Annotated in this window: 21 protein-coding genes; 10 read left to right on the top strand and 11 right to left on the bottom strand. The window is 75.0% G+C overall.

Going from position 1 to position 22,395, the window contains the following annotated elements; genetic code table 11:
• Positions 1 to 47: 47 nt before the first annotated feature.
• The 6 genes from ACTWP5_RS16525 to ACTWP5_RS16500 form a co-directional block, all read right to left on the bottom strand.
• Positions 48 to 422, bottom strand: coding sequence for a hypothetical protein (locus ACTWP5_RS16525; RefSeq protein WP_443221724.1), 375 nt, complete (start codon positions 420 to 422; stop codon positions 48 to 50).
• Positions 423 to 441: 19 nt separating this feature from the next.
• Complete coding sequence (gene hutH / locus ACTWP5_RS16520; protein WP_443221723.1) at positions 442 to 2,205, bottom strand: histidine ammonia-lyase; 1,764 nt, start codon at positions 2,203 to 2,205, stop codon at positions 442 to 444.
• 17 nt (positions 2,206 to 2,222) lie between these two features.
• Entirely contained in the window at positions 2,223 to 3,335 is a 1,113-nt protein-coding gene (locus tag ACTWP5_RS16515; protein ID WP_443221722.1) for a diguanylate cyclase domain-containing protein, read from the bottom strand.
• A 67-nt stretch (positions 3,336 to 3,402) separates the two neighbouring features.
• Positions 3,403 to 4,248, bottom strand: coding sequence for an enoyl-CoA hydratase/isomerase family protein (locus tag ACTWP5_RS16510; protein ID WP_443221721.1), 846 nt, complete (start codon positions 4,246 to 4,248; stop codon positions 3,403 to 3,405).
• A complete protein-coding gene (locus tag ACTWP5_RS16505) occupies positions 4,245 to 5,621 on the bottom strand; it encodes an adenylate/guanylate cyclase domain-containing protein (protein WP_443221720.1) in 1,377 nt (458 codons plus the stop codon). Before ACTWP5_RS16505 ends, ACTWP5_RS16510 begins: the two co-directional genes overlap by 4 nt.
• 352 nt (positions 5,622 to 5,973) lie before the next feature.
• Positions 5,974 to 6,855 (bottom strand): biotin--[acetyl-CoA-carboxylase] ligase, encoded by an 882-nt coding sequence (locus ACTWP5_RS16500; RefSeq protein WP_443221719.1) that lies wholly within the window; start codon positions 6,853 to 6,855, stop codon positions 5,974 to 5,976.
• A gap of 111 nt (positions 6,856 to 6,966) precedes the next feature.
• Between ACTWP5_RS16500 and ACTWP5_RS16495 the strand changes: the two genes are divergently transcribed.
• Positions 6,967 to 8,553 carry an acyl-CoA carboxylase subunit beta gene (locus tag ACTWP5_RS16495; RefSeq protein ID WP_443221718.1) on the top strand — a complete coding sequence of 529 codons (1,587 nt, stop codon included), beginning with the start codon at positions 6,967 to 6,969 and terminating at the stop codon, positions 8,551 to 8,553.
• 94 nt (positions 8,554 to 8,647) lie between these two features.
• Here ACTWP5_RS16495 and ACTWP5_RS16490 read toward each other — a convergent pair whose 3' ends face one another.
• Positions 8,648 to 9,205, bottom strand: coding sequence for a dihydrofolate reductase family protein (locus ACTWP5_RS16490; protein ID WP_443221717.1), 558 nt, complete (start codon positions 9,203 to 9,205; stop codon positions 8,648 to 8,650).
• 80 nt (positions 9,206 to 9,285) lie between these two features.
• Between ACTWP5_RS16490 and ACTWP5_RS16485 the strand changes: the two genes are divergently transcribed.
• The 5 genes from ACTWP5_RS16485 to ACTWP5_RS16465 all read left to right on the top strand — a co-directional run bounded on the left by ACTWP5_RS16485 (position 9,286) and on the right by ACTWP5_RS16465 (position 12,840).
• Positions 9,286 to 9,516 (top strand): acyl-CoA carboxylase epsilon subunit, encoded by a 231-nt coding sequence (locus ACTWP5_RS16485; RefSeq protein WP_443221716.1) that lies wholly within the window; start codon positions 9,286 to 9,288, stop codon positions 9,514 to 9,516.
• An 83-nt stretch (positions 9,517 to 9,599) separates the two neighbouring features.
• Positions 9,600 to 9,722, top strand: coding sequence for a morphogenic membrane protein MmpB (gene mmpB, locus ACTWP5_RS16480; RefSeq protein ID WP_443221715.1), 123 nt, complete (start codon positions 9,600 to 9,602; stop codon positions 9,720 to 9,722).
• A 110-nt stretch (positions 9,723 to 9,832) separates the two neighbouring features.
• On the top strand, positions 9,833 to 11,311 hold the full coding sequence (locus ACTWP5_RS16475; RefSeq protein WP_443221714.1) for an ABC transporter permease: 1,479 nt from the start codon (positions 9,833 to 9,835) through the stop codon (positions 11,309 to 11,311).
• Between the two features lie 60 nt (positions 11,312 to 11,371).
• Positions 11,372 to 12,052: an ABC transporter ATP-binding protein gene (locus ACTWP5_RS16470; RefSeq protein WP_443221713.1), complete on the top strand. Its 681-nt coding sequence runs from the start codon at positions 11,372 to 11,374 to the stop codon at positions 12,050 to 12,052.
• Positions 12,053 to 12,144: 92 nt separating this feature from the next.
• A complete protein-coding gene (locus ACTWP5_RS16465; protein ID WP_443221712.1) occupies positions 12,145 to 12,840 on the top strand; it encodes a Maf family protein in 696 nt (231 codons plus the stop codon).
• Between the two features lie 9 nt (positions 12,841 to 12,849).
• Here ACTWP5_RS16465 and ACTWP5_RS16460 read toward each other — a convergent pair whose 3' ends face one another.
• Positions 12,850 to 13,332: a hypothetical protein gene (locus ACTWP5_RS16460; RefSeq protein WP_443221711.1), complete on the bottom strand. Its 483-nt coding sequence runs from the start codon at positions 13,330 to 13,332 to the stop codon at positions 12,850 to 12,852.
• Between the two features lie 394 nt (positions 13,333 to 13,726).
• On the opposite strand from ACTWP5_RS16460, the gene ACTWP5_RS16455 reads away from it, so the two are divergent.
• Entirely contained in the window at positions 13,727 to 15,520 is a 1,794-nt protein-coding gene (locus ACTWP5_RS16455) for an ATP-binding protein (protein WP_443221710.1), read from the top strand.
• Positions 15,521 to 15,826: 306 nt separating this feature from the next.
• On the opposite strand, the gene ACTWP5_RS16450 is transcribed toward ACTWP5_RS16455, so the two are convergent.
• Both ACTWP5_RS16450 and ACTWP5_RS16445 read right to left on the bottom strand, forming a co-directional pair.
• On the bottom strand, positions 15,827 to 16,744 hold the full coding sequence (locus ACTWP5_RS16450; protein WP_443221709.1) for a DeoR/GlpR family DNA-binding transcription regulator: 918 nt from the start codon (positions 16,742 to 16,744) through the stop codon (positions 15,827 to 15,829).
• A 155-nt stretch (positions 16,745 to 16,899) separates the two neighbouring features.
• Entirely contained in the window at positions 16,900 to 18,348 is a 1,449-nt protein-coding gene (locus ACTWP5_RS16445) for an NAD(P)H-quinone dehydrogenase (protein WP_443221708.1), read from the bottom strand.
• 139 nt (positions 18,349 to 18,487) lie between these two features.
• Between ACTWP5_RS16445 and ACTWP5_RS16440 the strand changes: the two genes are divergently transcribed.
• From ACTWP5_RS16440 to ACTWP5_RS16430, 3 genes are all read left to right on the top strand, one after another.
• On the top strand, positions 18,488 to 18,943 hold the full coding sequence (locus tag ACTWP5_RS16440; protein WP_443221707.1) for a gamma-glutamylcyclotransferase: 456 nt from the start codon (positions 18,488 to 18,490) through the stop codon (positions 18,941 to 18,943).
• A gap of 79 nt (positions 18,944 to 19,022) precedes the next feature.
• Positions 19,023 to 19,844, top strand: a complete 822-nt coding sequence (locus ACTWP5_RS16435; RefSeq protein ID WP_443221706.1) for a purine-nucleoside phosphorylase — start codon at positions 19,023 to 19,025, stop codon at positions 19,842 to 19,844.
• Positions 19,845 to 19,860: 16 nt separating this feature from the next.
• A complete protein-coding gene (locus ACTWP5_RS16430; protein ID WP_443221705.1) occupies positions 19,861 to 21,531 on the top strand; it encodes a phospho-sugar mutase in 1,671 nt (556 codons plus the stop codon).
• An 82-nt stretch (positions 21,532 to 21,613) separates the two neighbouring features.
• Here ACTWP5_RS16430 and ACTWP5_RS16425 read toward each other — a convergent pair whose 3' ends face one another.
• Positions 21,614 to 22,249, bottom strand: a complete 636-nt coding sequence (locus ACTWP5_RS16425; protein WP_443221704.1) for a PH domain-containing protein — start codon at positions 22,247 to 22,249, stop codon at positions 21,614 to 21,616.
• Between the last annotated feature and the right edge of the window lie 146 nt (positions 22,250 to 22,395).

The raw sequence follows: 22,395 nt of genomic DNA, 5'->3' as shown, positions 1-22,395 counted from the left end.
AAGGGACGAACGCGGCGCCGGACGTGCCGGCGCGGGCGTCCCTCCCGTCACTCCTCCTCGTCCTCCTGCTCCTCCTCGTACCAGGACGCGTCGGGGTCGTAGCGCGTGAGCTCGCTGCTCCACGATGCCTGCGCCAGCACCACGCCGGGCATCTCCCCGACCACGTCGACCGGGTCGACCAGGTACGCCACCGCCTCCGCGGGATCGTGGGCGACGTCACGGGCCGCCTGCTCCCGTTCGCTCGCGGGCATCTGCTCGTCGCCCGCGATCCGGGCCCAGGCGGCCCTGACCAGCTCGTCCTGGTCGTCGATCTCCAGCACCATCTCCACGCGGACCCGCACGTGGCGCCTGCTCGCGTCCTCGTCGGCGGGAACGAAGGGCTCGAAGGACCCGGAGGTCCCGGGGGACTCGTCGGTACTCATGACCCGGAGCGTAGAGCGCCTACCCGAGGGGACCGGTCACCGACTCGGCGGCGGCGACCAGCGCCCCGGAGCGGACGAACCGCTCGGCGGCCTCCAGGTCGGGGGTGAGGTACCGGTCCTCGCCGGGCCCGCCCACCCCCGCCGCCCGCGCCGCCCCGACGACCGCCACGGCCGCCGGCCCCGGCCGCATCCCCCGGGCCCGACCGCTCCCGGCGACCCGCAGCTCGACCGCGCGCGTGGCCGCGCACAGCTCCACGGCGACGACCCCGGTCAGCGCGTCCACCGCCCGCCGCAGCTTGCGCGCGGCCGACCAGCCCATCGACACGTGGTCCTCCTGCATCGCCGAGGACGGGATGGAGTCCACCGAGGCGGGCACCGCCAGCCGCTTCAGCTCGCTGACCAGCGCGGCCTGCGTGTACTGCGCGATCATCAGCCCGGAGTCCACGCCCGCGTCGCGCGCGAGGAACGGCGGCAGCCCGTGCGAGCGGTTGCGGTCCAGCAGGCGGTCGGTGCGGCGCTCGGTGATGGAGGCGAGGTCGGCGGCAGCGATGGCCAGGAAGTCGAGCACGTAGCCGAGGGGCGCGCCGTGGAAGTTGCCGTTGGACGCGACCGTGCGGTCGGGGCCCTCGCCGACCACGACGGGGTTGTCGACGGCGGCGGCGAGCTCCCGGGCGGCGACGGCGCGGGCGTGGGCGAGGGTGTCACGGCCGGCGCCGGCGACCTGCGGGGCACACCGCACCGAGTACGCGTCCTGCACGCGGGGGGCGTCGTCCTGGTGGTGGCCGGTCATGCCCGAACCCTCCAGCACCCGGCGCATGTTGGCCGCGCTCAGGGCCTGGCCCGGGTGCGGGCGCAGCGCGTTCAGCTCGGGGGCGAGGACACGGTCCGTGCCCAGCAGCGCCTCCAGGGTGAGGGCGGCGGTGACGTCGACGCTGGTCAGCAGCAGGCCCAGGTCCTCGCAGGCCAGCAGCAGCATGCCGAGCATGCCGTCAGTGCCGTTCAGCAGCGCGAGGCCCTCCTTCTCGCGCAGTTCGAGGGGGGCGATGCCGTGCCGTGCCAGCAGCTCACCGGCCGGCCGCGCCGCACCCGCGTCGGTCCCGTCGGACCCGCCCTGGCCGTCGGGCGCGGGGGTCGGGGCGGTCGGGGCGGTCGGGGCGTCCGAGGCCATCCCCTCGCCGAGGAGGGTGAGCGCGCAGTGCGCGAGCGGCGCCAGGTCGCCCGAGCAGCCGAGGGAGCCGTGCTCGGGGACGAACGGGGTGATGCCGGCGTTCAACACCGCCGCCATCGTCCGCGCCACCTCGGGCCGCACCCCGGTGTGGCCGGTGGCCAGGGTGCGCAGCCGCAGGAACATCAGCGCCCGCACCACCTCGCGCTCCAGGGGCGGACCGAGGCCGGCGGCGTGGGACCGGACGATGTTGCGTTGCAGCGCGACGCGCAGCTCCGGCGGGATGTGGCGGACGGCGAGGGCGCCGAAGCCGGTGGAGACCCCGTAGACCGGCTCCGGCCGGGCGGCCAGCTCGTCGATGGCGCGCCGGCTGGCGGCCATCGCGGCGAGGGCGTCCTCCGCCAGCTCGACGCGGGCGCCGCCCCGCGCGACGGCGACGACGTCCTCCGGCGTGGTGCCGGAGGCGCCCAGCGTGACCAGGGAGGCGTTCCGGTCCGGTGGCGACGGGGGGCGGGAGGAGGCGGAGGCGCGGTCGTGGGCGCTGTGGTGGGCGCTGTGGTGGGCGCTGTGGTGGGCGCTGTGGTGGGCGCGGTCGTGAGGGTCGTGCGTGTCTGGCATGCGGGGCAGCGTAGGTCCTACGGGCGCGGTGCGGGTGCGGTGGCCCGGCCGCGGAAGCGGCGGCGGTCGTCGCCGTCCGTCGGCGGTGGCGTCGGCGCGTCCGCCAGGGCCACCACCGCGTCGCGGGGACCGCCGCTGCCGGCCACCACGGGATCGACGGCTCCCTCGGCCTTCGCCCGGTACTGCGCGGCGTCGGCCAGCCGGAAGAGGCGGCGGGCGTTGAGCGGCGCGCCGATCGCCTCCCCGGTGGAGGCGACGCCGCACGCCACCCCGTCGGCCAGCCGCAGCTCGCGGGCGCGGCGGCACAGCTCGGCCGCGGCGCGCACCACGCGGTCCGCGGGCTGGCCGACCGCCAGCAGGCAGAACTCGTCGCCGCCCAGACGGGCGACCAGCGCGTCGTCGTCCAGCTGGGCGGCGCAGTCGGCGAGCACCTCGCCGACCCGCTCCAGCAGCTGGTCGCCGGCGGCGTGGCCGTAGGTGTCGTTGACGCGCTTGAGGCCGTTGACGTCGAAGACCACCAGGGTCACGGCGACGCCGGTGGCGCCGTGGAGCGCCGTGGCCTCGTCGAGCCGGGCGTCGACGGCGCGGCGGTTGGCCAGGCCGGTGAGGGGGTCGGTGAAGGCGAGGCGGCGCGCCTCGGCCAGCCGCTGCTGCTGGAGCAGTCCGGTGGCGATGACGGAGGCGAGCTGAGCGGCGAACTCGGTGTCCCGGGGGCCGAAGGGGGCGGCGGAGCCGGCCCGGACCACGCGCAGCTCGCCCCAGGGCTCCTCCCGCAGCACGATCGGGGCGACGACGACGCTCTCGGTGAGCTCCCCCGCCCCTCCGGCACCCGCCGCTCGGGCATCCGCCCCTCGGGCGCCCGCGTCTCCGGCACCCGCCTCTCGGGCACCCGCGTCGCCGGCGGTGGCGAGCTCCCGCACCCGCCCCCCGCTCGGTCCCCGACCCCGCGTCCGCCGCTCGCACACGGATATCGCGGCGAAGGAGCCCGCCAGGGCGCGGCGTGCCGGCTCGGCGGCGGCGTCCGCGACCTCCCCGGCCGTGGTGGCCCGTGCCGCGACGGCGGCCATGCGCTGCGCCAGCTCCACGACGACCCGCACCCGGTCCTCCGCCTCGCTCGCACCCTCGATCATGCGACCCAGGCTATGAGCGTTCGGCACGCTATGAGAGCTTCAGCTAGTCCCTGTCCCGTTCGCTGTATTATTCGCCGGCTTCGACCACGGGCCGGTCCACCGGCGGCGCCGGTGGGCTGACGGGCCAACGCGGCGGGCGCTTCTCGGCGAACGCGGCGACGCCCTCGACCCGGTCGGGTGAGAACGCCACCGTCCGCCACGCCGCGTCCTCCACCTCCAGCGCCTCCTCGACGCCCAGCCCGAAGCCGGTGCGCAGCGCCCGCTTGGCGGCGCGCAGCCCGAGGGGCGAGTTGGCCGCGACGCGGGCGGCCAGCTCCAGCGCCTCCGCCCGGTCCTCCCCCGGCTCGGTGACCCGGTCCACGAGGCCGAGGTCGAGCGCCTCGGCCGCCTCGACGCGCCGCGCCGTGAAGATCAGCTCCGCCGCCCGCGCCGCCCCGACGCGGCGGGGCAGCAGCACCGTGCCGCCGCCCCCGGGAATGACGCCCACGGACACCTCGGGCAGCCCCACCACGGCCGTCGCGTCGGCGACGATCAGGTCGCAGGAGAGCGCCAGCTCGTAGCCGCCGCCGAGCGCGAAGCCGTGGACGGCGGCGACGACGGGCATCGGCAGCTCCAGCACGCCGTTGAACGCGGCGCGCAGCAGGGTGCGCTGCCGCGCCAGCTCGGCGTCGTCGACGGCGTTGCGCTCCTTCAGGTCGGCGCCGACGCAGAACGCGCGGGGATGGGTGGAGGTGAGCACCACCGCCCGCACGGCGGGGTCGGCGGACAGGGCCGCGCAGGCGTCGGCGAGGTGTCCCGCCAGCTCCGTGGAGAGCGCGTTCATCGCGCGGTGCCGGTCCAGCACCAGCTCCGCCACGTGGTGCTCCGCGTCGAAGCGGACCGCGACCCACGCGCCGTACCGCCGTTCTGTCATGTCTGCCTCCGGGTGAGCAGCCAGGGTTCGACGATGCCGAGGCCCCTGACCGGTCGCTGGTAGAGGGGCTGGAGGGAGAAGCGGTACGCGGGGGCGCCGGACTCGCCGGGCTCACGGGCGTCGGCCGCCTTCTCCGACAGGGGCGCCAGCCCGGCCTCGGTGAGGTCGTCGCGCATCGCGCCGTCGACCATGACCATGTTCTTCGGCGCTATCGAGGTGAGGCGGCTGGCGAGGTTCACGGTGTTCCCGAAGACGTCGCCCATCCGGGTGGTCACGGTGCCGAAGGCGATGCCGACGCGCAGCTCGGGCATCATCGGGTCCGCCCCCAGCGTCTCCACCAGCCGCAGCCCGATCTCCGCCGCCCGGCCGGGGTCGTCGGCGGCGAACAGCACCTCGTCCCCGAGCGTCTTGATCAGCCGCCCGCCGTGGGCGGCGACCTGGTCGGCGGCCGTGGTCTCGAACGCCTCCACCAGCTCGCCCAGCTGCTCCTCCTCCAGCCGCCGCGTCAGCCGCGTGAAGCCGACCAGGTCCGCGAAGCCGACAGCCAGTCGACGGTCGACCATCTCGGCGTCGTCCTGGGCCTGCACCACCCGCCCGGCCGCCGCCGCGAGCTGCCGCCGCCAGACGTAGACCAGGAACTCCTCAAGCTCCGGCAGCAGCAGCTCGACCAGCGGATACGCGACCTCCGTGCGGGTCATGTCGGGCTCGGGCGGCTCGGTCAGGCCCTCCAGGAAGGAGTCGATCTGCCAGTCCGCGAGCCGCGCCGTCGTCTGGCCGGTGGAGCGCGCCACCTGCACGGCCATGCCCTCGCTCAGCAGCCCGGCCTCCACCAGGCCCGCCAGGCGGCGGAGGGCGAGCACGTCCGCCTCGGTGAGCGCCTTGGCCTGGCCTATGTCGGGGAAGCCCATGGCCCGCCAGAAGCGGGCCGCGAGCTCCATGGAGACGCCGGCGGCCCTGGCCGCCTGGAAGGGGGTGTACTGGCGCTCGGCGCCGATGATCAGCTGCTCCATCCGCAGCGGGATGGTGTCGTCGCCCTCCTCGCGGTCGCGGTCACGTCCGCGCTCGCGGTCACCGGCCGGGGTGGGCTCCTGGGAGGGCCCCGGCGGCTCGGCGGGCTCCGAGGGTTCAGGCTCCGAGGGTTCGGCGGGCTCCGAACGCCCCGAGCGCTCCGGGGTCGCCGACGGGGAACCCTGGGCGTGGGCGCCCTGGCCGGAGTCCTGAGCGGCGTCCCGGCCGCCGTCCGACGCCGGGCCGCGGTGCGGCGTCGCGCCCTCGGAGCGCGCCTGGGAGTGTGCTTCGGGGCGCTCCTCGGAACGCGGTGCGGGGCGCTGCTCCTCGGACACCGCGTGGGGCCGCGCCCCGGACGGCGCCACGGCCCGTCCGTGAGGCGGCGCCCCGGACGGCGCCTCCGCCCGTCGGCGGACGCCGTCCGGCCCCCGAGCCTGCCCGTCGCCCTCCGCCGTCACCGGCGGCGCGGCCCCGGGCTCGGGCCCGAGCGAACGCCTGTCGCCCGGCCTGGCATCAGCCACGGCCATCGCCTGCCTTCCAGCCGGCCTCCGGCGCGCTGGCCTCCCCTGTCGCCAGCCCGCCGACCGTCACCGCCGGAAGCGTGGTCCACACACTCACCAGGGCGGCAATCCCTCCGCTGCGCACTTCCCCAACCGTTCGCCTCACCGCGCTCGTCGCGCCGTTTCCTGGCCTAACCCTACGGCAGTGTGCCGTGCGTCACGCTTCACGGAGATGAACGATGTCAGCGGCCGCGACCGGGTGCCGCGCACCGTCGTCGGTCACGACGACGAGCCTGCCCTCGCCGTCCAACGCCGACGCCTCGCCCGTCAGCTCCTGCTCGCCGGGCAGCAGGGCCCTGACGCGGCGGCCGAGCGTGGCGCAGCCCGCCGCGTACGCCGACTGGATGCCGCTGATCGCCGGATCACCACCGCTGTCGGCCCAGCGGGAGTACCAGTCGGCGAGCGAGCGCAGCACCGCCCGCAGCAGCGGGTCGCGGTCGAGGTTCGCGGCGCCCGCCAGCGCCAGCGAGCCGGCCTGCGGCACGGGCAGCTCGTCCGCGCGCAGCGAGACGTTCAGCCCGACGCCGAGGACGACCGCCCGCGTCCCGTCGTAGGTCTCGGTGCGCTCGGCGAGTATGCCGCCGGCCTTCCGCTCCTCGCCGTCCACCCTCACCAGGAGGTCGTTGGGCCACTTCAGCGCCGTGTCGACGCCGGCGGCGCGGGAGAGCGCGCTGGCGGTGGCGACGCCGGCGAGCAGCGGCAGCCACCCCCAGTGGTCGCCGGGGACGTCGGGCTCCGGTTCGAGGAGGACGGAGAAGAACAGGCCGGAGCGCGGGGGCGCGCTCCACGAGCGTCCCAGCCGGCCGCGCCCGGCGGTCTGCTCCTCGGCGATCAGCACGGTGCCGGCGGTCGCCCTGCCCTCGCGGGCCGCGCCGACCAGGTCGGCGTTGGTCGAGCCGGTGGACTCGGTCACCTCCAGCCGGGTCCACAGGCTGTCGGGCCAGACGAGCGCGGAGCGCAGCAGCGCCGCGTTGAGCGGCGGCCGTCCGAGGTCGGACCAACGACTCCGGCTCGGGGGACGGCCGACGGTAGGCGTCATGTCTCCAGCCTAAGTCCGTGAGATCGCGCACGCCGCACCGCCCGGTGGCCCCCGCGCCGATAACCTACGCTGCGGTAGCCACCGCCCGACGACGCGTAGGGAGCTCGGCCCGTGACCGAACCGGACATCCACACCACCGCCGGCAAGATCGCGGACTTCCGGCGACGGGGGGAGGAGGCCACGCACGCCGGCTCGGCGCGGGCCGTGGAGAAGCAGCACGCGCGCGGCAAGCTGACGGCCAGGGAGCGCGTCGCGCTGCTGCTGGACGAGGGCTCGTTCACCGAGTTCGACGAGTTCGCCCGCCACCGCTCCGCCAGCTTCGGCCTGGAGAGGACCCGCCCCTACGGCGACGGCGTGGTGACCGGGCACGGCACGGTGGACGGCCGGCCGGTCTGCGTCTACTCGCAGGACTTCACCGTCTTCGGCGGCTCGTTGGGCGAGGTGTACGGCGAGAAGATCGTGAAGGTCATGGACTTCGCGCTGAAGACCGGCTGCCCCGTCATCGGCATCAACGACGGGGGCGGCGCCCGCATCCAGGAGGGCGTGGTGGCGCTGGGGCTCTTCGCGGAGATCTTCCGCCGCAACGTCCACGCCTCCGGGGTCGTGCCGCAGATCTCGTTGGTCATGGGCCCCTGCGCGGGCGGCGCGGTCTACTCCCCCGCCATCACGGACTTCACGGTGATGGTCGACCAGACCTCGCACATGTTCATCACGGGTCCCGACGTGATCAGGACGGTGACGGGCGAGGACGTCGGCTTCGAGGAGCTCGGCGGGGCCCGCACCCACAACACCCGCTCCGGCGTGGCCCACCACATGGCGGGCGACGAGAAGGACGCGATCGAGTACGTCAAGGCGCTGCTGTCCTACCTGCCGTCGAACAACCTCGCCGAGCCGCCCGTCTTCCCCGCCGAGGCGGACCTGTCGGAGGTGACCGACGACGACCGCCGGATGGACACGCTGGTCCCGGACTCCGACAACCACCCCTACGACATGCACGAGGTCGTCGAACACCTGCTGGACGACGGGGAGTTCCTGGAGACGCAGGCGATGTTCGCGCCGAACATCATCACGGGCTTCGGGCGTGTCGAGGGACAGTCGGTGGGGATCGTCGCCAACCAGCCGATGCAGTTCGCCGGCTGCCTCGACATCCACGCCTCGGAGAAGGCGGCCCGCTTCGTCCGCACCTGCGACGCGTTCAACGTCCCGGTCCTGACCTTCGTGGACGTCCCCGGCTTCCTGCCCGGCACGGAGCAGGAGTACAACGGCATCATCCGGCGCGGCGCGAAGCTGATCTACGCCTACGCGGAGGCGACGGTGCCGCTGGTCACCGTCATCACGCGGAAGGCGTTCGGCGGCGCGTACGACGTGATGGGGTCCAAGCACCTGGGGGCGGACGTCAACCTGGCCTGGCCCACGGCGCAGATCGCGGTCATGGGCGCCCAGGGCGCGGTCAACATCCTCCACCGGCGGCTGCTGGCCGCGATCGAGGACCCGGAGGAGCGGGAGGCCCGGCGCGCCCAGCTGACCCGGGAGTACGAGGACACGCTGCTCAACCCCTACGCCGCGGCGGAGCGCGGCTACGTGGACGCCGTGATCATGCCCTCGCACACCCGCCACCACGTGGTGCGCGCGCTGCGGGCGCTGCGCACGAAGCGGGAGCAGCTGCCGCCGCGCAAGCACGGCAACATCCCGCTGTGACCGCGGCCCTCGGCGTCCGACCCACGGGCCCGGCGGGCCCTGCACGCCCCACGGGCCGCTCAGGCCCCGCGGGCCGCTCGGGCCCTTCGGCCGCTCAGGCGGCGGCGTATCTGAGGTGGACCACGCCGGAGGCGAAGCGCCGCTCCTCCAGCAGGACGAGCGGCACGCGGGCGTCCTGCGGCAGGTACGGCAGGCCGCCGCCCACGATCACCGGCTGGACGTAGAGGTGGTACTCGTCGACCAGGCCGGCCCGGACCGCGTGGGCGGCGAGGGTGGGGCCGCCGATGACGAGGTCGGTGGAGGCCGACTCCTTCAGCCGCCGCACCTCCTCGGGGTCGAAGCGGCGCTCCAGCCGCGTCCGGCGCGTGGTGACCTCCGGCAGCGTCGAGGAGTACACGATCTTCTCCGCCGCCTGCCAGGACGTCGCGAAGTCCCGCGCCACCGGCGAGTGCTCGACCAGCTCGGCGTCGGTCTCCCACGCGGTCATCAACGCGTAGGTCCGGCGCCCGTAGAGATGGACGCCCATGCCGCGCTCCCGCTCGTTGATGAACGCGTGCACCTCCTCGTCCGGCTCCGCCCAGTCGAACGCGCCCTCCGCGTCCGCCGTGTACCCGTCGAGGGACGTGATGCCCGCGTAGACCAAACTGCCCATGACCACCGCTCCCGACCGTCTGACAGCCCCGAACCGTTCGTTCGTCCGTACGATAGGGGCAGGCACTGACAGGAGGCATCGTGATCCGAGTCGTCCGGGGGAATCCGACGCCTGAGGAGCTGGCCGCGGCCCTGGCCGTGGTGCAGGCGCGGGCCGCCGCCGCGGCGGCCGAGGGCGAGCCGCGGGGGTCCGTCGGGGGCGCCTCGGGCGCCGCTCCCGCCGCCTGGTCCGACCCGGCCCGCACCGTCCCGCGCGGCCTGCCCACCACGCCGGGCCCGAACGCCTGGCGGATGAGCTACCGACAGCTCTGACGCCCCACGGACAGCCCCTCGGGACGGCGCGTCTGAGTACCCCTACTCATGCGCGGTCGGCCCCGAACCGGCAGGATCGGACCATGCTCTGGTCCGATCTGCGCGAGAAGCCGAACGAGGAGGCGCGGGCCGCGCGCGCCATGTTGCACCGCGCCTGGTGGGTCCTGGCCGCCGCCGCGCTGGCGGCGTTCCTGCTGATCCGCTGAGCCGCCCCGACGGGCCGGGCGGCCTGGCGCCGGCCGCCGGGCCGTCGCTTCTCACCCAACTCTCATACGCGGCTCAGCCACGGCTCAGGGCGCGTTCCTAGCGTGCCCGCATGATTGTCACCTACCTACGGCGGGAGCTGCGCCGTCGGCGCCGGGCACAGCTCGTCATCGCGCTCGGGCTCGCCCTGGCCATCGCCCTGGTCGTCGTCGTCAACGCGGTCTCCTCCGGCATGCGCAAGGCCCAGGACGAGGTCCTGGAGTCGCTCTACGGCCTGGGCACCGACATGACGGTCTCCAGGGCGTTCCAGCCGGACGAGGACGGCGAGGGGAACCTGCGACGGGGCCCGCGCTTCGAGTTCGACGCCGAGGAGGGCGAGGAGCAGAGCAGGGACCAGCTGGTCGTCGACGGCTTCGAGACGCTCGACGCCGACCGCGTCGCGGAGATCGCCGGTATCGACGGCGTGGCGGGCGCGGCCGGCGGGCTGACGCTGCGCAACGTCTCGATCTCCGGCTCCTTCGTCCCCGGCCGGATCGCCGAGGGCGAGGGCGGTCCCGAGGACCCGGGCGGGTTCGGCGGCGCCGCCCCCGAGGAGGGCGGAGGCCGGGTCGAGGGCGGTGGCGCGGAGTTCGGCGTCGACGAGTTCTCGATCCTGGGGTCCGACGTGACCGCTCCCGAGCTGGGGCCGCTCAGCGGCGCGGAGATCACCGAGGGGCGGGGCTTCGCCACGGACGAGGCCGACGCCACCGTCGCCCTGCTCGACGCCGACTACGCGGCCAGCGAGGACCTCGGCGTCGGCGACACCCTCACCATCGCCGACACCGACTTCGAGATCGTCGGCCTCGTCGGCGCCGGCAGCGGCGACACGGCCACGGACGTCCACATACCGCTGGAGTGGGCCCAGACCCTGTCGGAGAACGAGGACCGCGTCACCGACGTCTACGTCCGGGCCAACGACTCGCAGCGGCTCGACGCGATCGAGACCGCCATCGTCGACCGGATCGCCGACGCCGAGGTCACCACCGCCGACGACCTCGCCGAGCAGGTGTCGGGCTCGCTGTCGACCGCCGCCGAGCTCGCCGACGGCGTGGGTCGCTGGCTGTCGTGGATCGTGCTGGGCACGTCCTTCGTCGTCGCCGGGATGCTGGCCTCCTCGGCCGTCAGCCGCCGGGTGCGGGAGTTCGGCACCCTGAAGGCGATGGGCTGGTCGCGGCGGCGGGTCACCGGGCAGGTGATGAGCGAGTCCCTGGTCACGGGCGTCGTCGGCGGCGCGGCGGGCCTCGGCCTCGGCCTGCTCGCCGCCTGGGTCGTGACCGTCGTCAGGCCCGGCCTCACGGCGGAGCTGACCGCGCCGGGCCTCGGCGGCGGCGGCGGCCTGCGTGTCCTCGGCCCCGGCGGCCCGAGCTCCCCGCCCGGCGGGGCGGACGCCGGTGGGCAGAGCGTCGACATCGGCCTGACGGCCCCGGTGAGCGTGAGCATGCTCGCCATCGCCGTCGGCCTCGCCGTGGCGGGCGGGCTCGTCGCGGGCTCCTTCGCCGCCTGGCGCGCCGCCCGTCTCCGCCCCGCCGACGCCCTGCGACGCGTCGCCTGACGCCCCGCCCCGGCCCCTCATCTCCCGCCCCATTCCTCGCGTTCGTAAGGAGACCACCCCATGTACGAACTCAGCGGCGTGACGAAGGTCTACCGCCGCGGCCGTGCCACCGTCACCGCGCTCGACGACGTCTCGTTGACCATCCCGACCGGCAGCCGCCTGGTCATCCAGGGGCCGACCGGCGGCGGCAAGTCGACGCTGCTCCAGCTCCTCGGCGGCCTCGACCGGGCCAGCGCCGGCAGCGTGACGCTCGACGGGACGGAGCTCGGCCGCCTGTCGGAGGCCCGGCTGACGCGGCTGCGCGCCGAGCGCGTCGGCTTCGTCTTCCAGGGCTTCCACCTCATCCCGACGCTGTCCGCGCAGGAGAACGTGGAGACCTCGCTGGTGCCGCTCGGGCTGCGTGCCGCGGAACGGCGGCGGCGGGCCAGGGAGGCGCTGGCCTCCGTCGGCCTGGCGGAACGCGCCGAGCACCTGCCCGCGGAGCTCTCCGGCGGCCAGCAGCAGCGTGTGGCGATCGCCCGCGCGCTGGCCAAGCGGCCCACGGTGCTGCTGGCGGACGAGCCCACTGGGAACCTCGACGAGTCGACCCGCGACGAGGTCATGGACGTCCTGGAGAAGCAGTGGCGTGAGCTGGAGCTGACGTTCGTCATGGTGACCCACGACAGCGCGGTGGCCCGCCGGGCGGAGCGGGTCGCGCGCATCACCCAGGGGAGGATCCGGGTGACCGAGCAGGCCGCCTGACCCGCCACCCCGCCCGGCCGGTCGCGCGCCGGCCAGCCGCCTCGTTCCACCGGCGGCGCGGTCCGGGCCGCCGGGTCGCTACGCTCGCGGGCATGAGCGTCCAGCCCGACACCCCCGCACCCACGCCGTCCCCGGCCTCACCGGCGTCGCCGGCCTCACCGGACTCGCCCGCGGCCCGGCGGCGTCTCGTCCTGGCCTCCGCCTCGCCCGCCCGGCTGGGCCTGCTGCGGCAGGCGGGCCTCGCGCCCGAGGTCGTGGTCAGCGGCGTGGACGAGGAGGCCCTGACCACGCCCGCGCACACGCCGAGCGAGGTGGCGCTGCTGCTGGCGCGGGCCAAGGCCGCCGCCGTGGCCGAGCGGCCCGAGGCCGCGGGGGCGCTCGTCGTCGGCTGCGACTCGGTGCTGGACATCGACGGCGTGGCGCTGGGCAAGCCGGCGGACGCCGAGGAGGCCACGGCCCGCTGGAAGGCGATGCGCGGCCGGTCGGGGGTGCTGCGCACCGGCCACTGCGTGATCGACGTGGCGGGGGGCGGCGCCGAGGCGGCGGCCGTGGCGGCGACGACCGTGCGTTTCGGGGAGCCGAGCGACGCGGAGGTCGCCGCCTACGTGGCGAGCGGCGAACCGCTCCACGTGGCGGGCGCGTTCACGCTCGACGGCCGGTCCGCGCCGTTCGTCGAGGGCATCGACGGCGACGCGGGCACGGTGATCGGGATCTCCCTGCCGCTGCTGCGGCGGCTCCTGGCCGAGTTGGGGGTCTCGATCACCGAGCTGTGGTCCGAGCCGTCCTGAGCCACCGGCTCACGGGACCGCGCCCGGCGCGGCGCCGGGGCCGGGCGGCGCCGTCGCCGGGGCGCCCGCGGGTCCCGCCGCCGGCCCCGCCGCGGCGGGCGGCGGCCCGGCGGCGTCGGCGGGCGGGTACAGCGCCAACACCAGCATGACGAGGCAGAAGACGGTGATGAGCGCGACGAACGCGGCCCAGCCCACGAGGCCGACGACGACGCTGGCGAGCACGGCGTGCAGCACGGCCGCCGCCACGAGCAGCACCCGCACCAGGCGGCCCGGGGGCCGGTCGGTGACGCAGACGCGCGCCAGCACCGCGCCGCAGGCGAGCAGGAACGCCGCGAGCAGGCCGCCCGCCGTCCACGTCGTGACGCTCATCGCCGTCGGGGAGAGGCCGGCCACCGACATGCTCTGCCGGTCCACCGCCAGACCAAGGATCAGGTGCACCATGCCGAGCGCGAGCGCACCGCCGATGAGAACGACTGCCGTGAGAGCTGCCACGCTTCGTCTGCCCCGGTTCACGCCGCGCACGCTACTGCCGAGTAAGGACCTCGGCAAGCCCCTGGGAGCCACCAGTTGCTGACTCGTGCGTGCGCGGGCGCGAGCGCAAAGAATGCGCCGCCTTGTTATCGGGTTCCCACAAGGCTTGCTGGGACGTCGTGGGTCGGACGCCCGGAGTTTACCGAGGGCGTCTCCAACCTCAAGGCAAACGCAATCCTGGCGCGTACCTTGGAAACGCAAGGCCACCAGCGGATCACGACGCCACCACGCGCCCCCTGACGACCGCTCCTCCCCTCACCGAGGGGTCCCGCGTGGGCGAGGTCACCCATGTGGGCGACTCGTTGCGTGGTGTCGCCAGTACCTAAACTCGGCTTGTTCCGAGGAGGGAGCCACTGTGCATAAGGTGCTCATCGCCAACCGCGGCGAAATCGCGGTGCGGGTCGCCCGGGCGTGCCGGGACGCGGGGCTTGCCAGCGTCGCGGTGTACGCAGATCCGGATCGGGACGCCGTGCACGTCCGGGCAGCCGACGAGGCGTTCGCCCTGGGCGGTGACACACCGGCGACCAGCTATCTGGACTTCGAGAAGGTTCTCAAGGCAGCCGCCGACTCAGGCGCGGACGCCATCCACCCCGGCTACGGATTCCTGTCGGAGAACGCGGAGTTCGCCCAGGCCGTGACCGACGCGGGGCTGACCTGGATCGGCCCGCCGCCGGCGGCCATCCGCGCCCTCGGCGACAAGGTCGCCGCCCGGCACATCGCGCAGCGGGCCGGCGCCCCGCTCGTCGCCGGCACGACCGACCCGGTGAGCGGGTCGGACGAGGTGGTGGCGTTCGCCCGGGAGCACGGGCTGCCGATCGCCATCAAGGCGGCCTTCGGCGGCGGCGGCCGCGGCCTGAAGGTGGCCCGCTCGCTGGAGGAGATCCCCGAACTGTACGACTCGGCGGTGCGTGAGGCGGAGGTCTCGTTCGGCCGGGGCGAGTGCTTCGTGGAGCGGTACCTGGACCGGCCCCGGCACGTCGAGACGCAGTGCCTGGCCGACCAGCACGGCACCGTGGTGGTGGTCTCCACCCGCGACTGCTCGCTCCAGCGACGCCACCAGAAGCTGGTCGAGGAGGCGCCCGCGCCGTACCTGAGCGAGGCGCAGAACGCCGAGCTGTACCGGGCCTCGAAGGCGATCCTGAAGGAGGCCGGCTATGTGGGCGCCGGCACCTGCGAGTTCCTCGTCGGCCAGGACGGCACCATCTCCTTCCTGGAGGTCAACACCCGCCTCCAGGTGGAGCACCCGGTGTCCGAGGAGATCACGGGCCTGGACCTGGTGCGCGAGCAGTTCCGCATCGCCGACGGCGAGGCCCTCGGGTACGACGACCCGCCGGCGCGCGGCCACTCCTTCGAGTTCCGGATCAACGGCGAGGACCCGGGGCGGAACTTCCTGCCGGCGCCCGGCACGGTGACGACCTTCGCGCCGCCGTCCGGACCCGGCGTGCGGCTGGACGCGGGCGTCGAGTCCGGCTCCGTGATCGGCCCCGCCTGGGACTCCCTGCTCGCCAAGCTGATCGTCACGGGCGCGGACCGGGAGCAGGCGCTGCGGCGCGCGGCGCGCGCCCTGGCGGAGTTCCAGGTGGAGGGCATGGCCACCGCGCTGCCGTTCCACCGGCTGGTGGTCCGTGACCCGGCGTTCGCGCCGGAGGTGTCCGACCGGGCCGGTGAGCCGTTCAGCGTGCACACGCGGTGGATCGAGACGGAGTTCACGGGGCGGATCGAGCCCTTCGGCGGCGCGGGCGAGAGCGAGGACGGCGACGAGGGCTCCGGCCAGCGCGAGACCGTCGTCGTCGAGGTCGGCGGCAAGCGGCTGGAGGTCTCCCTGCCGGCCACGCTCGCGATGCCGCTCGCCCGTGCGGCGGTCGCCGGCGGCGCCAGGCCGGCCAGGCGGCGGGCGGGCGCCGGGCGACGCGGCGTGAGCGCGGCGTCGGGCGACTCGCTGGCCTCGCCGATGCAGGGCACCGTGGTCAAGGTCGCGGTGACCGAGGGCCAGGAGGTCTCCGAGGGCGACCTGGTGGTGGTGCTGGAGGCGATGAAGATGGAGCAGCCCATCAACGCCCACCGCTCCGGCACGGTCACCGGCCTGACGGCCGAGGTCGGCGGCACCCTGTCGGCCGGCGCCGTCATCTGCGAGATCAAGGAGGCGTAGCGTCGGTCCCGGCGCCGCCGCGCTCGGCGGGGCGGCGTCGGGCCCGACACGGAGCTCGACTCGGGACGCGGACTCGGGACGGGATCCAGGACACCGACCCGGGACTCGACCCCGGCTGGGTTCGGGCTCGCGCCGGGCTCGCGCCGGGTGGGACCCGCGCTCGACCCGACGCGTCGTCCAGCGCCGGGCCCGGCGGGCCCGGCGTCGGCGCGTCGTTCCCCGTTCCCCGTTCTCCCGGGCCGTCCGGCTCTCCCCTCCCGTGCCCCGCCACGGCGGCCGCCCCGGCGAGGAAGAGCCGGACCGGGCTCACCGCAGCCGGGCCGCCGCGCTCCGCGGATGCGGGGTGACCCGCGGCCCCGGGAGGGGCAGCTCACGGCGGGGCGGTGCCTCGGCTCCCGGGGGCGGCCCCGCGAGGCCCCCCTGACCCGGCTTGGCACCGCCGGGCGGGCCGTGGCCGTGCCCGCTCCCCTGCCCGGCCACCGAGATCCGCATCCCGTGGTCGGCCAGGAGCTCCAGCTGGGTCGCCGCCCGGTCGCACTCGGGCGGCGGCTGGTCGGTGACGAGGTGGGAGATCATCTCCGTGGGCACCGTCTGGAACATCGTGTCCGTGCCCAGCTTCGTGTGGTCGGCCAGCACCACGACCTCGGCCGCCGCGCGCACCAGCGCCCGGTCCACGCTGGCGGAGAGCATGTTGGAGGTGGACAGGCCACGGTCCGCGGTGAGGCCGGCGCCGGAGATGAAGGCCCGGCTCACCCGCAGGCCGTGCAGCGCCTGCTCGGCGCCGCTGCCCACGAGGGCGTAGTTGGAGCCCCGCAGCGTGCCGCCGGTCATCACCACCTCGACGCGGTTGGCGTGGGCCAGCGCCTGGGCGACGAGCAGCGAGTTCGTCACCACCGTGAGGCCGGGAACCCTGGCCAGGCGGCGGGCCAGCTCCTGCGTGGTGGTGCCGGCGCCGACCACGACGGCCTCGCCGTCCTGGACCAGCCCCGCGGCCAGTTCGGCGATCGCGGCCTTCTCCGCCGTGGCGGCCATCGCCCGTTGCGGGAAGCCGGACTCGCGGGTGAAGCCGCCGGGCAGCACCGCGCCGCCGTGTCTGCGGTCGAGCAGCCCTTCGGCCTCCAGCGCACGGACGTCACGCCGCACGGTCACTTCTGAGGTCTGGACAACGCGGGCCAACTCGCGCAGGGACACTGCGCCGTTGGCCCGCACCATTTCGAGAATCATCTGACGACGTTCTGCAGCGAACACGGAACCGACAGTAACCCCAACGACCGTCTGGTTTCATCAGGTTGCGGGGAATTACCGAAGTTGATGCACGCACGCCCCCGGCGTGATAAGGCACGCGAGCGCCGGCGCGTGATCCCCGCGCTGACCAGTGCCTACTGGACCTCGGCCGTCTTCGGGGTATGGAGCTGGCGGGCCGCCTCGGCGATCGAGCCGGACAGAGACGGGTACACGGTGAACGCTTTTGCGATCTGTTCCACCGTCAGAGAGTTGTCCACCGCGATCGAAATCGGATGGATGAGCTCGCTGGCCCGCGGGGAGACCACGACCCCGCCCACCACGATCCCCGTGCCGGGCCGGGCGAACAGCTTCACGAAGCCGTCCCGCACGCCCTGCATCTTCGCCCGCGGGTTGCGCAGCAGCGGCAGCTTCACCACCCGCGCGTCGATCCGTCCCTCGTCGACGTCGGCCTGGCTGAACCCGACGGTCGCGATCTCCGGGTCGGTGAAGACGTTCGCCGAGACGGTGTTCAGGTTCAGCGGCGCCACCGACTCGCCCAGGAAGTGGTACATGGCGATCCGCCCCTGCATCGCGGCGACGGAGGCGAGCGCGAACACGCCCGTGCAGTCACCCGCCGCGTAGACGCCGGGGGCGGAGGTGCGGGACACCTTGTCGGTGACGATGTGGCCGCCGTCGGTCAGCCTGACGCCCGCCTCGGCCAGGCCCATGTCCGCGGTGTTCGGCACCGCGCCGACCGCCATCAGGCAGTGCGTGCCCGTCACGGTCCGCCCGTCGCTGAGCGTCACCTCGACGCGGTTCCCGACGCGCTTGGCCGCCGCCGCCCGGGAGCGGGAGAGCACGTTCATCCCGCGCCGGCGGAAGACGTCCTCCAGCACCGCCGCGGCGTCCGGGTCCTCCCCCGGCAGCACCCGGTCCCGCGAGGAGACCAGCGTGACGCGCGAGCCCAGCGCCTGGTACGCGCCGGCGAACTCCGCGCCCGTCACGCCCGAGCCGACCACGATCAGCTCCTCGGGCAGCTCGCCGAGGTCGTAGACCTGCGTCCAGGTCAGGATCCGCTCGCCGTCGGGACGGGCGTCCGGGATCTCGCGCGGGTGGCCCCCGGTGGCGATCAGCACGCCGTCCGCCACCAGCTCCCGCGTCTGTCCCGCCACGCCGTCCACGTCGAGGACGCGCACCTGCCGCGCACCGTCGGACGCCTGGCCCGGGGCCAGCTGGCCGCGCCCACGCACCACCTTCACGCCGGCGCGGGTGACGGCGCCCGTGATGTCCTGCGACTGGGCCAGTGCCAGCCGCTTGACCCGGCGGTTGACCTTGCCCAGGTCCACCTGTATGCCGCGCACCTGGTCACCGACGCCGTCGCCGTCGAAGTCGAGTTCGATCCCGAGCTCCTCGCGGGAGGAGTCGAAACCGGTCATCACCTCGGCCGTGGCGATCAGGGTCTTGGACGGGACGCAGTCCGTCAGCACCGAGGCGCCGCCCAGGCCGTCGCGGTCCACGACGGTCACCTCCGCGCCCAGCTGCGCGGCGACCAGCGCCGCCTCGTACCCGCCGGGCCCGCCGCCGATGATCACGATCCGAGTCACTCCTCCAGTGTCCCTTACGCCCGGAACGATCTTCCGCCCGCCCCTTCCGGCGCAGCGGGGTGACCCAGCCGGACGGCGGAGCGCACCGGCACCGGACGGCCCAACCGAGCACCGCCGCCCCTCCCGTACGCTCAGGGGCATGTCGCTCTACGCCGCATACGCCGGAAACCTGGACCCCCGGCTGATGTCCCGCCGCGCCCCGCACTCGCCGCTGCGTGGCACCGGATGGCTCACCGGATGGCGGCTCACCTTCGGCGGTGAGGAGATGGGGTGGGAGGGCGCGCTGGCCACGCTCGTGGAGTCGCCACCGTCACCGCACGCGCCCGCCGAGCAGGTCTTCGTCGCGCTCTACGACATCGCGCCGATGGACGAGGAGGCGCTGGACCGCTGGGAGGGCGTGGGCATGGGCGTCTACCGCCGCACCCGGGTCCGCGTCGCCACGCTCGACGGCGACGTCCCGGCCTGGGTGTACGTGCTCAACGGCTACGAGGGCGGCCTGCCCTCCGCCCGCTACCTCGGCGAGATCGCCGACGCGGCCGAGTCGGCCGGCGCCCCGCACGACTACGTGATGGAACTCCGCAAGCGGCCCTGTTAGGACACGTCGCGATCCCGTGGAACGTCCGCGGAGTGGAGGGCTTCTACGCGCGTAGGACGCAACCGGTTAGGCTCAGCGCGTGAACCCATCAGAGAACGAGCCCCCGGTTCCCCACCGGACCCCTGACGCGGCCGCCGCCGCCCGTCGGCTGCGGGAGTTGACAGGCGTCGACAGCCACGACGTAGCCCTCGTCATGGGCTCCGGCTGGGTCCCCGCGGCCGAGGCGCTCGGCGAGCCGCAGCACGAACTCCGCTTCACGGACCTGCCGGGCTTCCCCCCACCCACCGTCGAGGGCCACGCGGGTCTGCTCCGCTCCTACCGGAGGGGCGAGCGCAACGTGTTGGTCTTCCTGGGGCGCACCCACTTCTACGAGCAGCGCGACGTCACCGCCGTGGCGCACGGCGTGCGGACCGCCGTCGCCGCGGGCTGCAAGACGATCGTGCTCACCAACGGCTGCGGCGGCCTGCGCGAGGGCATGCACGTGGGGCAGCCGGTCCTCATCAGCGACCACATCAACCTCACGGGCGCCTCCCCCATTCGCGGCCCCCGCTTCGTCGACCTGACGGACCTGTACTCCCCCCGGCTGCGCGCGCTGTGCACCGAGGTCGACCCCACCCTGGAGGAGGGGGTCTACGTGCAGTTCCCCGGACCGCACTACGAGACGCCGGCCGAGATCCGCATGGTGCGGGCCATCGGCGGACACCTCGTGGGCATGTCCACGGTGCTGGAGGCGATTGCCGCGCGCGAGGCGGGCGCGGAGGTGCTTGGCATCTCCCTGGTGACCAACCTCGCCGCCGGCCTGACGGGCGAGCCTCTCAACCACGAGGAGGTCCTCCAGGCGGGCCGCGACTCCGCCGCCCGCATGGGCACCCTGCTCGCCCGCGTCCTGGCCCGCATCTGACGGAAGGTGCTGTGAGGTGACCGATCCGACCGACGTGACCGACCACGACCTGCTCGACCGGGCCCGCGCGTGGCTGGCCGAGGACCCCGACCCCGACACCCGCGCCGAACTGGCGGCGCTGCTCGACGCCGGCGACACCGCCGCGCTCGCCGAGCGGTTCTCGGGAACGCTGGAGTTCGGCACGGCGGGGCTGCGCGGCGAGATGGGCGCGGGCCCGATGCGGATGAACCGCGCCGTCGTCATCAGAGCCGCCGCCGGCCTCGCCGCGTACCTGCGGGCGCGCGGCGAGGCCGGGCTCGTCGTCGTCGGGTACGACGCCCGGCACCGCAGCGCCGACTTCGCCCGCGACACCGCCGCCGTCGTCACCGGCGCGGGCGGCGGGCTGCGGGCGGCGCTGCTGCCGGGACCGCTGCCCACGCCCGTGCTGGCGTTCGCCGTCCGCCACCTGGGCGCGGTGGCCGGCGTGGCCGTGACCGCCAGCCACAACCCACCGCGCGACAACGGCTACAAGGTCTACCTCGGCGACGGCAGCCAGATCGTGCCCCCGGCCGACGCGGAGATCGCCGCCGAGATCGCCGCCGTGGGGCCGCTGGCCGGGGTGCCACGGCCGGAGGAGGGCTGGGACGTCCTCGGCGAGGAGATCGTCGAGGCTTACCTGACCCGCAGCGGGGCGGCGCTCACCCCCGGCTCCGCCCGCACCACCACCGCCGTCTACACGCCGCTGCACGGCGTGGGCCACGCCGTGCTCACCCGGGCCTTCGCCCGTGCCGGCTTCCCCACGCCCACCCCGGTGGTGGCCCAGGCCGAGCCCGACCCGGACTTCCCCACCGTCGCCTTCCCGAACCCGGAAGAGCCCGGCGCGATGGACCTGGCGCTGGCCGCCGCCGAGGCCGCCCGCCCCAGGCCCGACCTGGTGATCGCCAACGACCCCGACGCGGACCGCTGCGCGGTCGGCGTCCCCGACCCGCGGGCGCCCGGCGGCTGGCGGATGCTGCGGGGCGACGAGCTCGGCGCGCTGCTCGCGAGTCACCTCGTCCGCAAGGGCCTGCGGGGCACCTTCGCCACCTCGATCGTCTCCTCCTCCCTGGTCGGCAGGATCGCCACCGCCGCGGGCCTGCCGTACGAGGAGACCCTCACCGGCTTCAAGTGGCTCGCCCGCGTCCCCGGTCTCGCCTTCGCCTACGAGGAGGCCCTGGGCTACTGCGTCGACCCGGGCGGCGTCCGGGACAAGGACGGCATCACCGCCGCCCTGCTCGTGGCCGAGCTCGCGGCCGAGCTGAAGGAGACCGACCGCACCCTCGGCGGGCTGCTCGACGCGCTGGCCCTCGCGCACGGCCTCCACGCGACCGACCAGCTCTCGCTCCGCGTCACGGACCTCTCCCGGCTCACCGCGATCATGGACCGGCTGCGCGCCGAGCCGCCGGCCGAGCTCGCCGGCCGCCCCGTCACCGCCAGCGAGGATCTGCTCGACGGCCTCGACGGGCTGCCGCCCACCAACGCGCTGCGCTTCCGCACCGAGGCCGCCCGCGTGATCGTCCGCCCCAGCGGCACCGAGCCCAAACTCAAGTGCTACCTGGAGACGGTGGTCCCGGTGCCCACCGCCGCCGCGCTACCGGACGCGCGCGAGGAGGCCGCGGCGGCGCTGGCGGCGCTCAGGGAGCACCTGGCCGCGCTGCTGGAGGGCTGAGGACGGAGCACGCCACGCCCGGGGACGGTCCGGACCGCCCCCGGGTGGCCGGGGTGGCCGTGTGCCGCCTGGCGGGGCCCCGTCAGGCGGTCGCCCACAGCAGCGCGAGGCCGACGGCGCCGACGACGAGCGGCGCCAGGATCTCGTACGACCAGCGGACCGTGACCGGCCCCTGCGCGGCCTCGTCCTCGCCGTGCTTCTCGGCGAGGCCGCGCAGCTCGGCGATGGCCGCGTCCGAGGGCGCGGTCTTCTCCCGCTCGTCCTCCGGGTCGAAGCCACCGCCACCGATGCCGAACATCCCGCCACGCGGCGACTCACCGCGGGCGAGCCGGTCGTTGTGCCGGTTGGCGCGGTTCCGGGCGCGCAACGAGACCGGGATGGACCACATCTGGTACGTGCTGCCGTCGGCGACCAGCTCGCAGGAGTACCGCGCCCGGATGGTCTCCACGGTGCTCCACGGGGCGATGATCGTGCGGAACGGGTTCCGCACGCGAAGCCGCTCGTCTCCCGCGAAGACCGCCGGCCGCAGGGTGAAGGCCACCACCAGCGGCACCGCGAAGAGCAGCGCGGCCAGCGCCGTGACGGGCGTGCGCCCCTCGCCGCGCAGCATCGCGTCCCCGCCCAGCCAGCCCGCGAGGCCGAGCAGCAGCACCCCCGCGACGAGCGCGGACCCGGAGCGGTAGCAGCGGTCGGCGTACTTCTCGGGCTCACCAGTCATGCTTCCGATTCTGCCGGACGCCCCGACGAGGCGGCACGCGCCGTCGGGCCCCGCGGGCAGCGTGCCTCCTCTCCGGGCGGTTCCGAGCGACTTCGAGCGACGTCCGTTGTCCGACGTCAGTCGGGGCGTGGGGGTGGGGGGAGGAA

Origin of the sequence: Streptomyces sp. 4N509B (assembly GCF_052245655.1) — a bacterium.
GTDB lineage: Bacteria > Actinomycetota > Actinomycetes > Streptomycetales > Streptomycetaceae > Streptomyces.
Note: the sequence above shows the minus strand (reverse complement) of the source record. Positions and strands in the feature narration are given on the sequence as shown.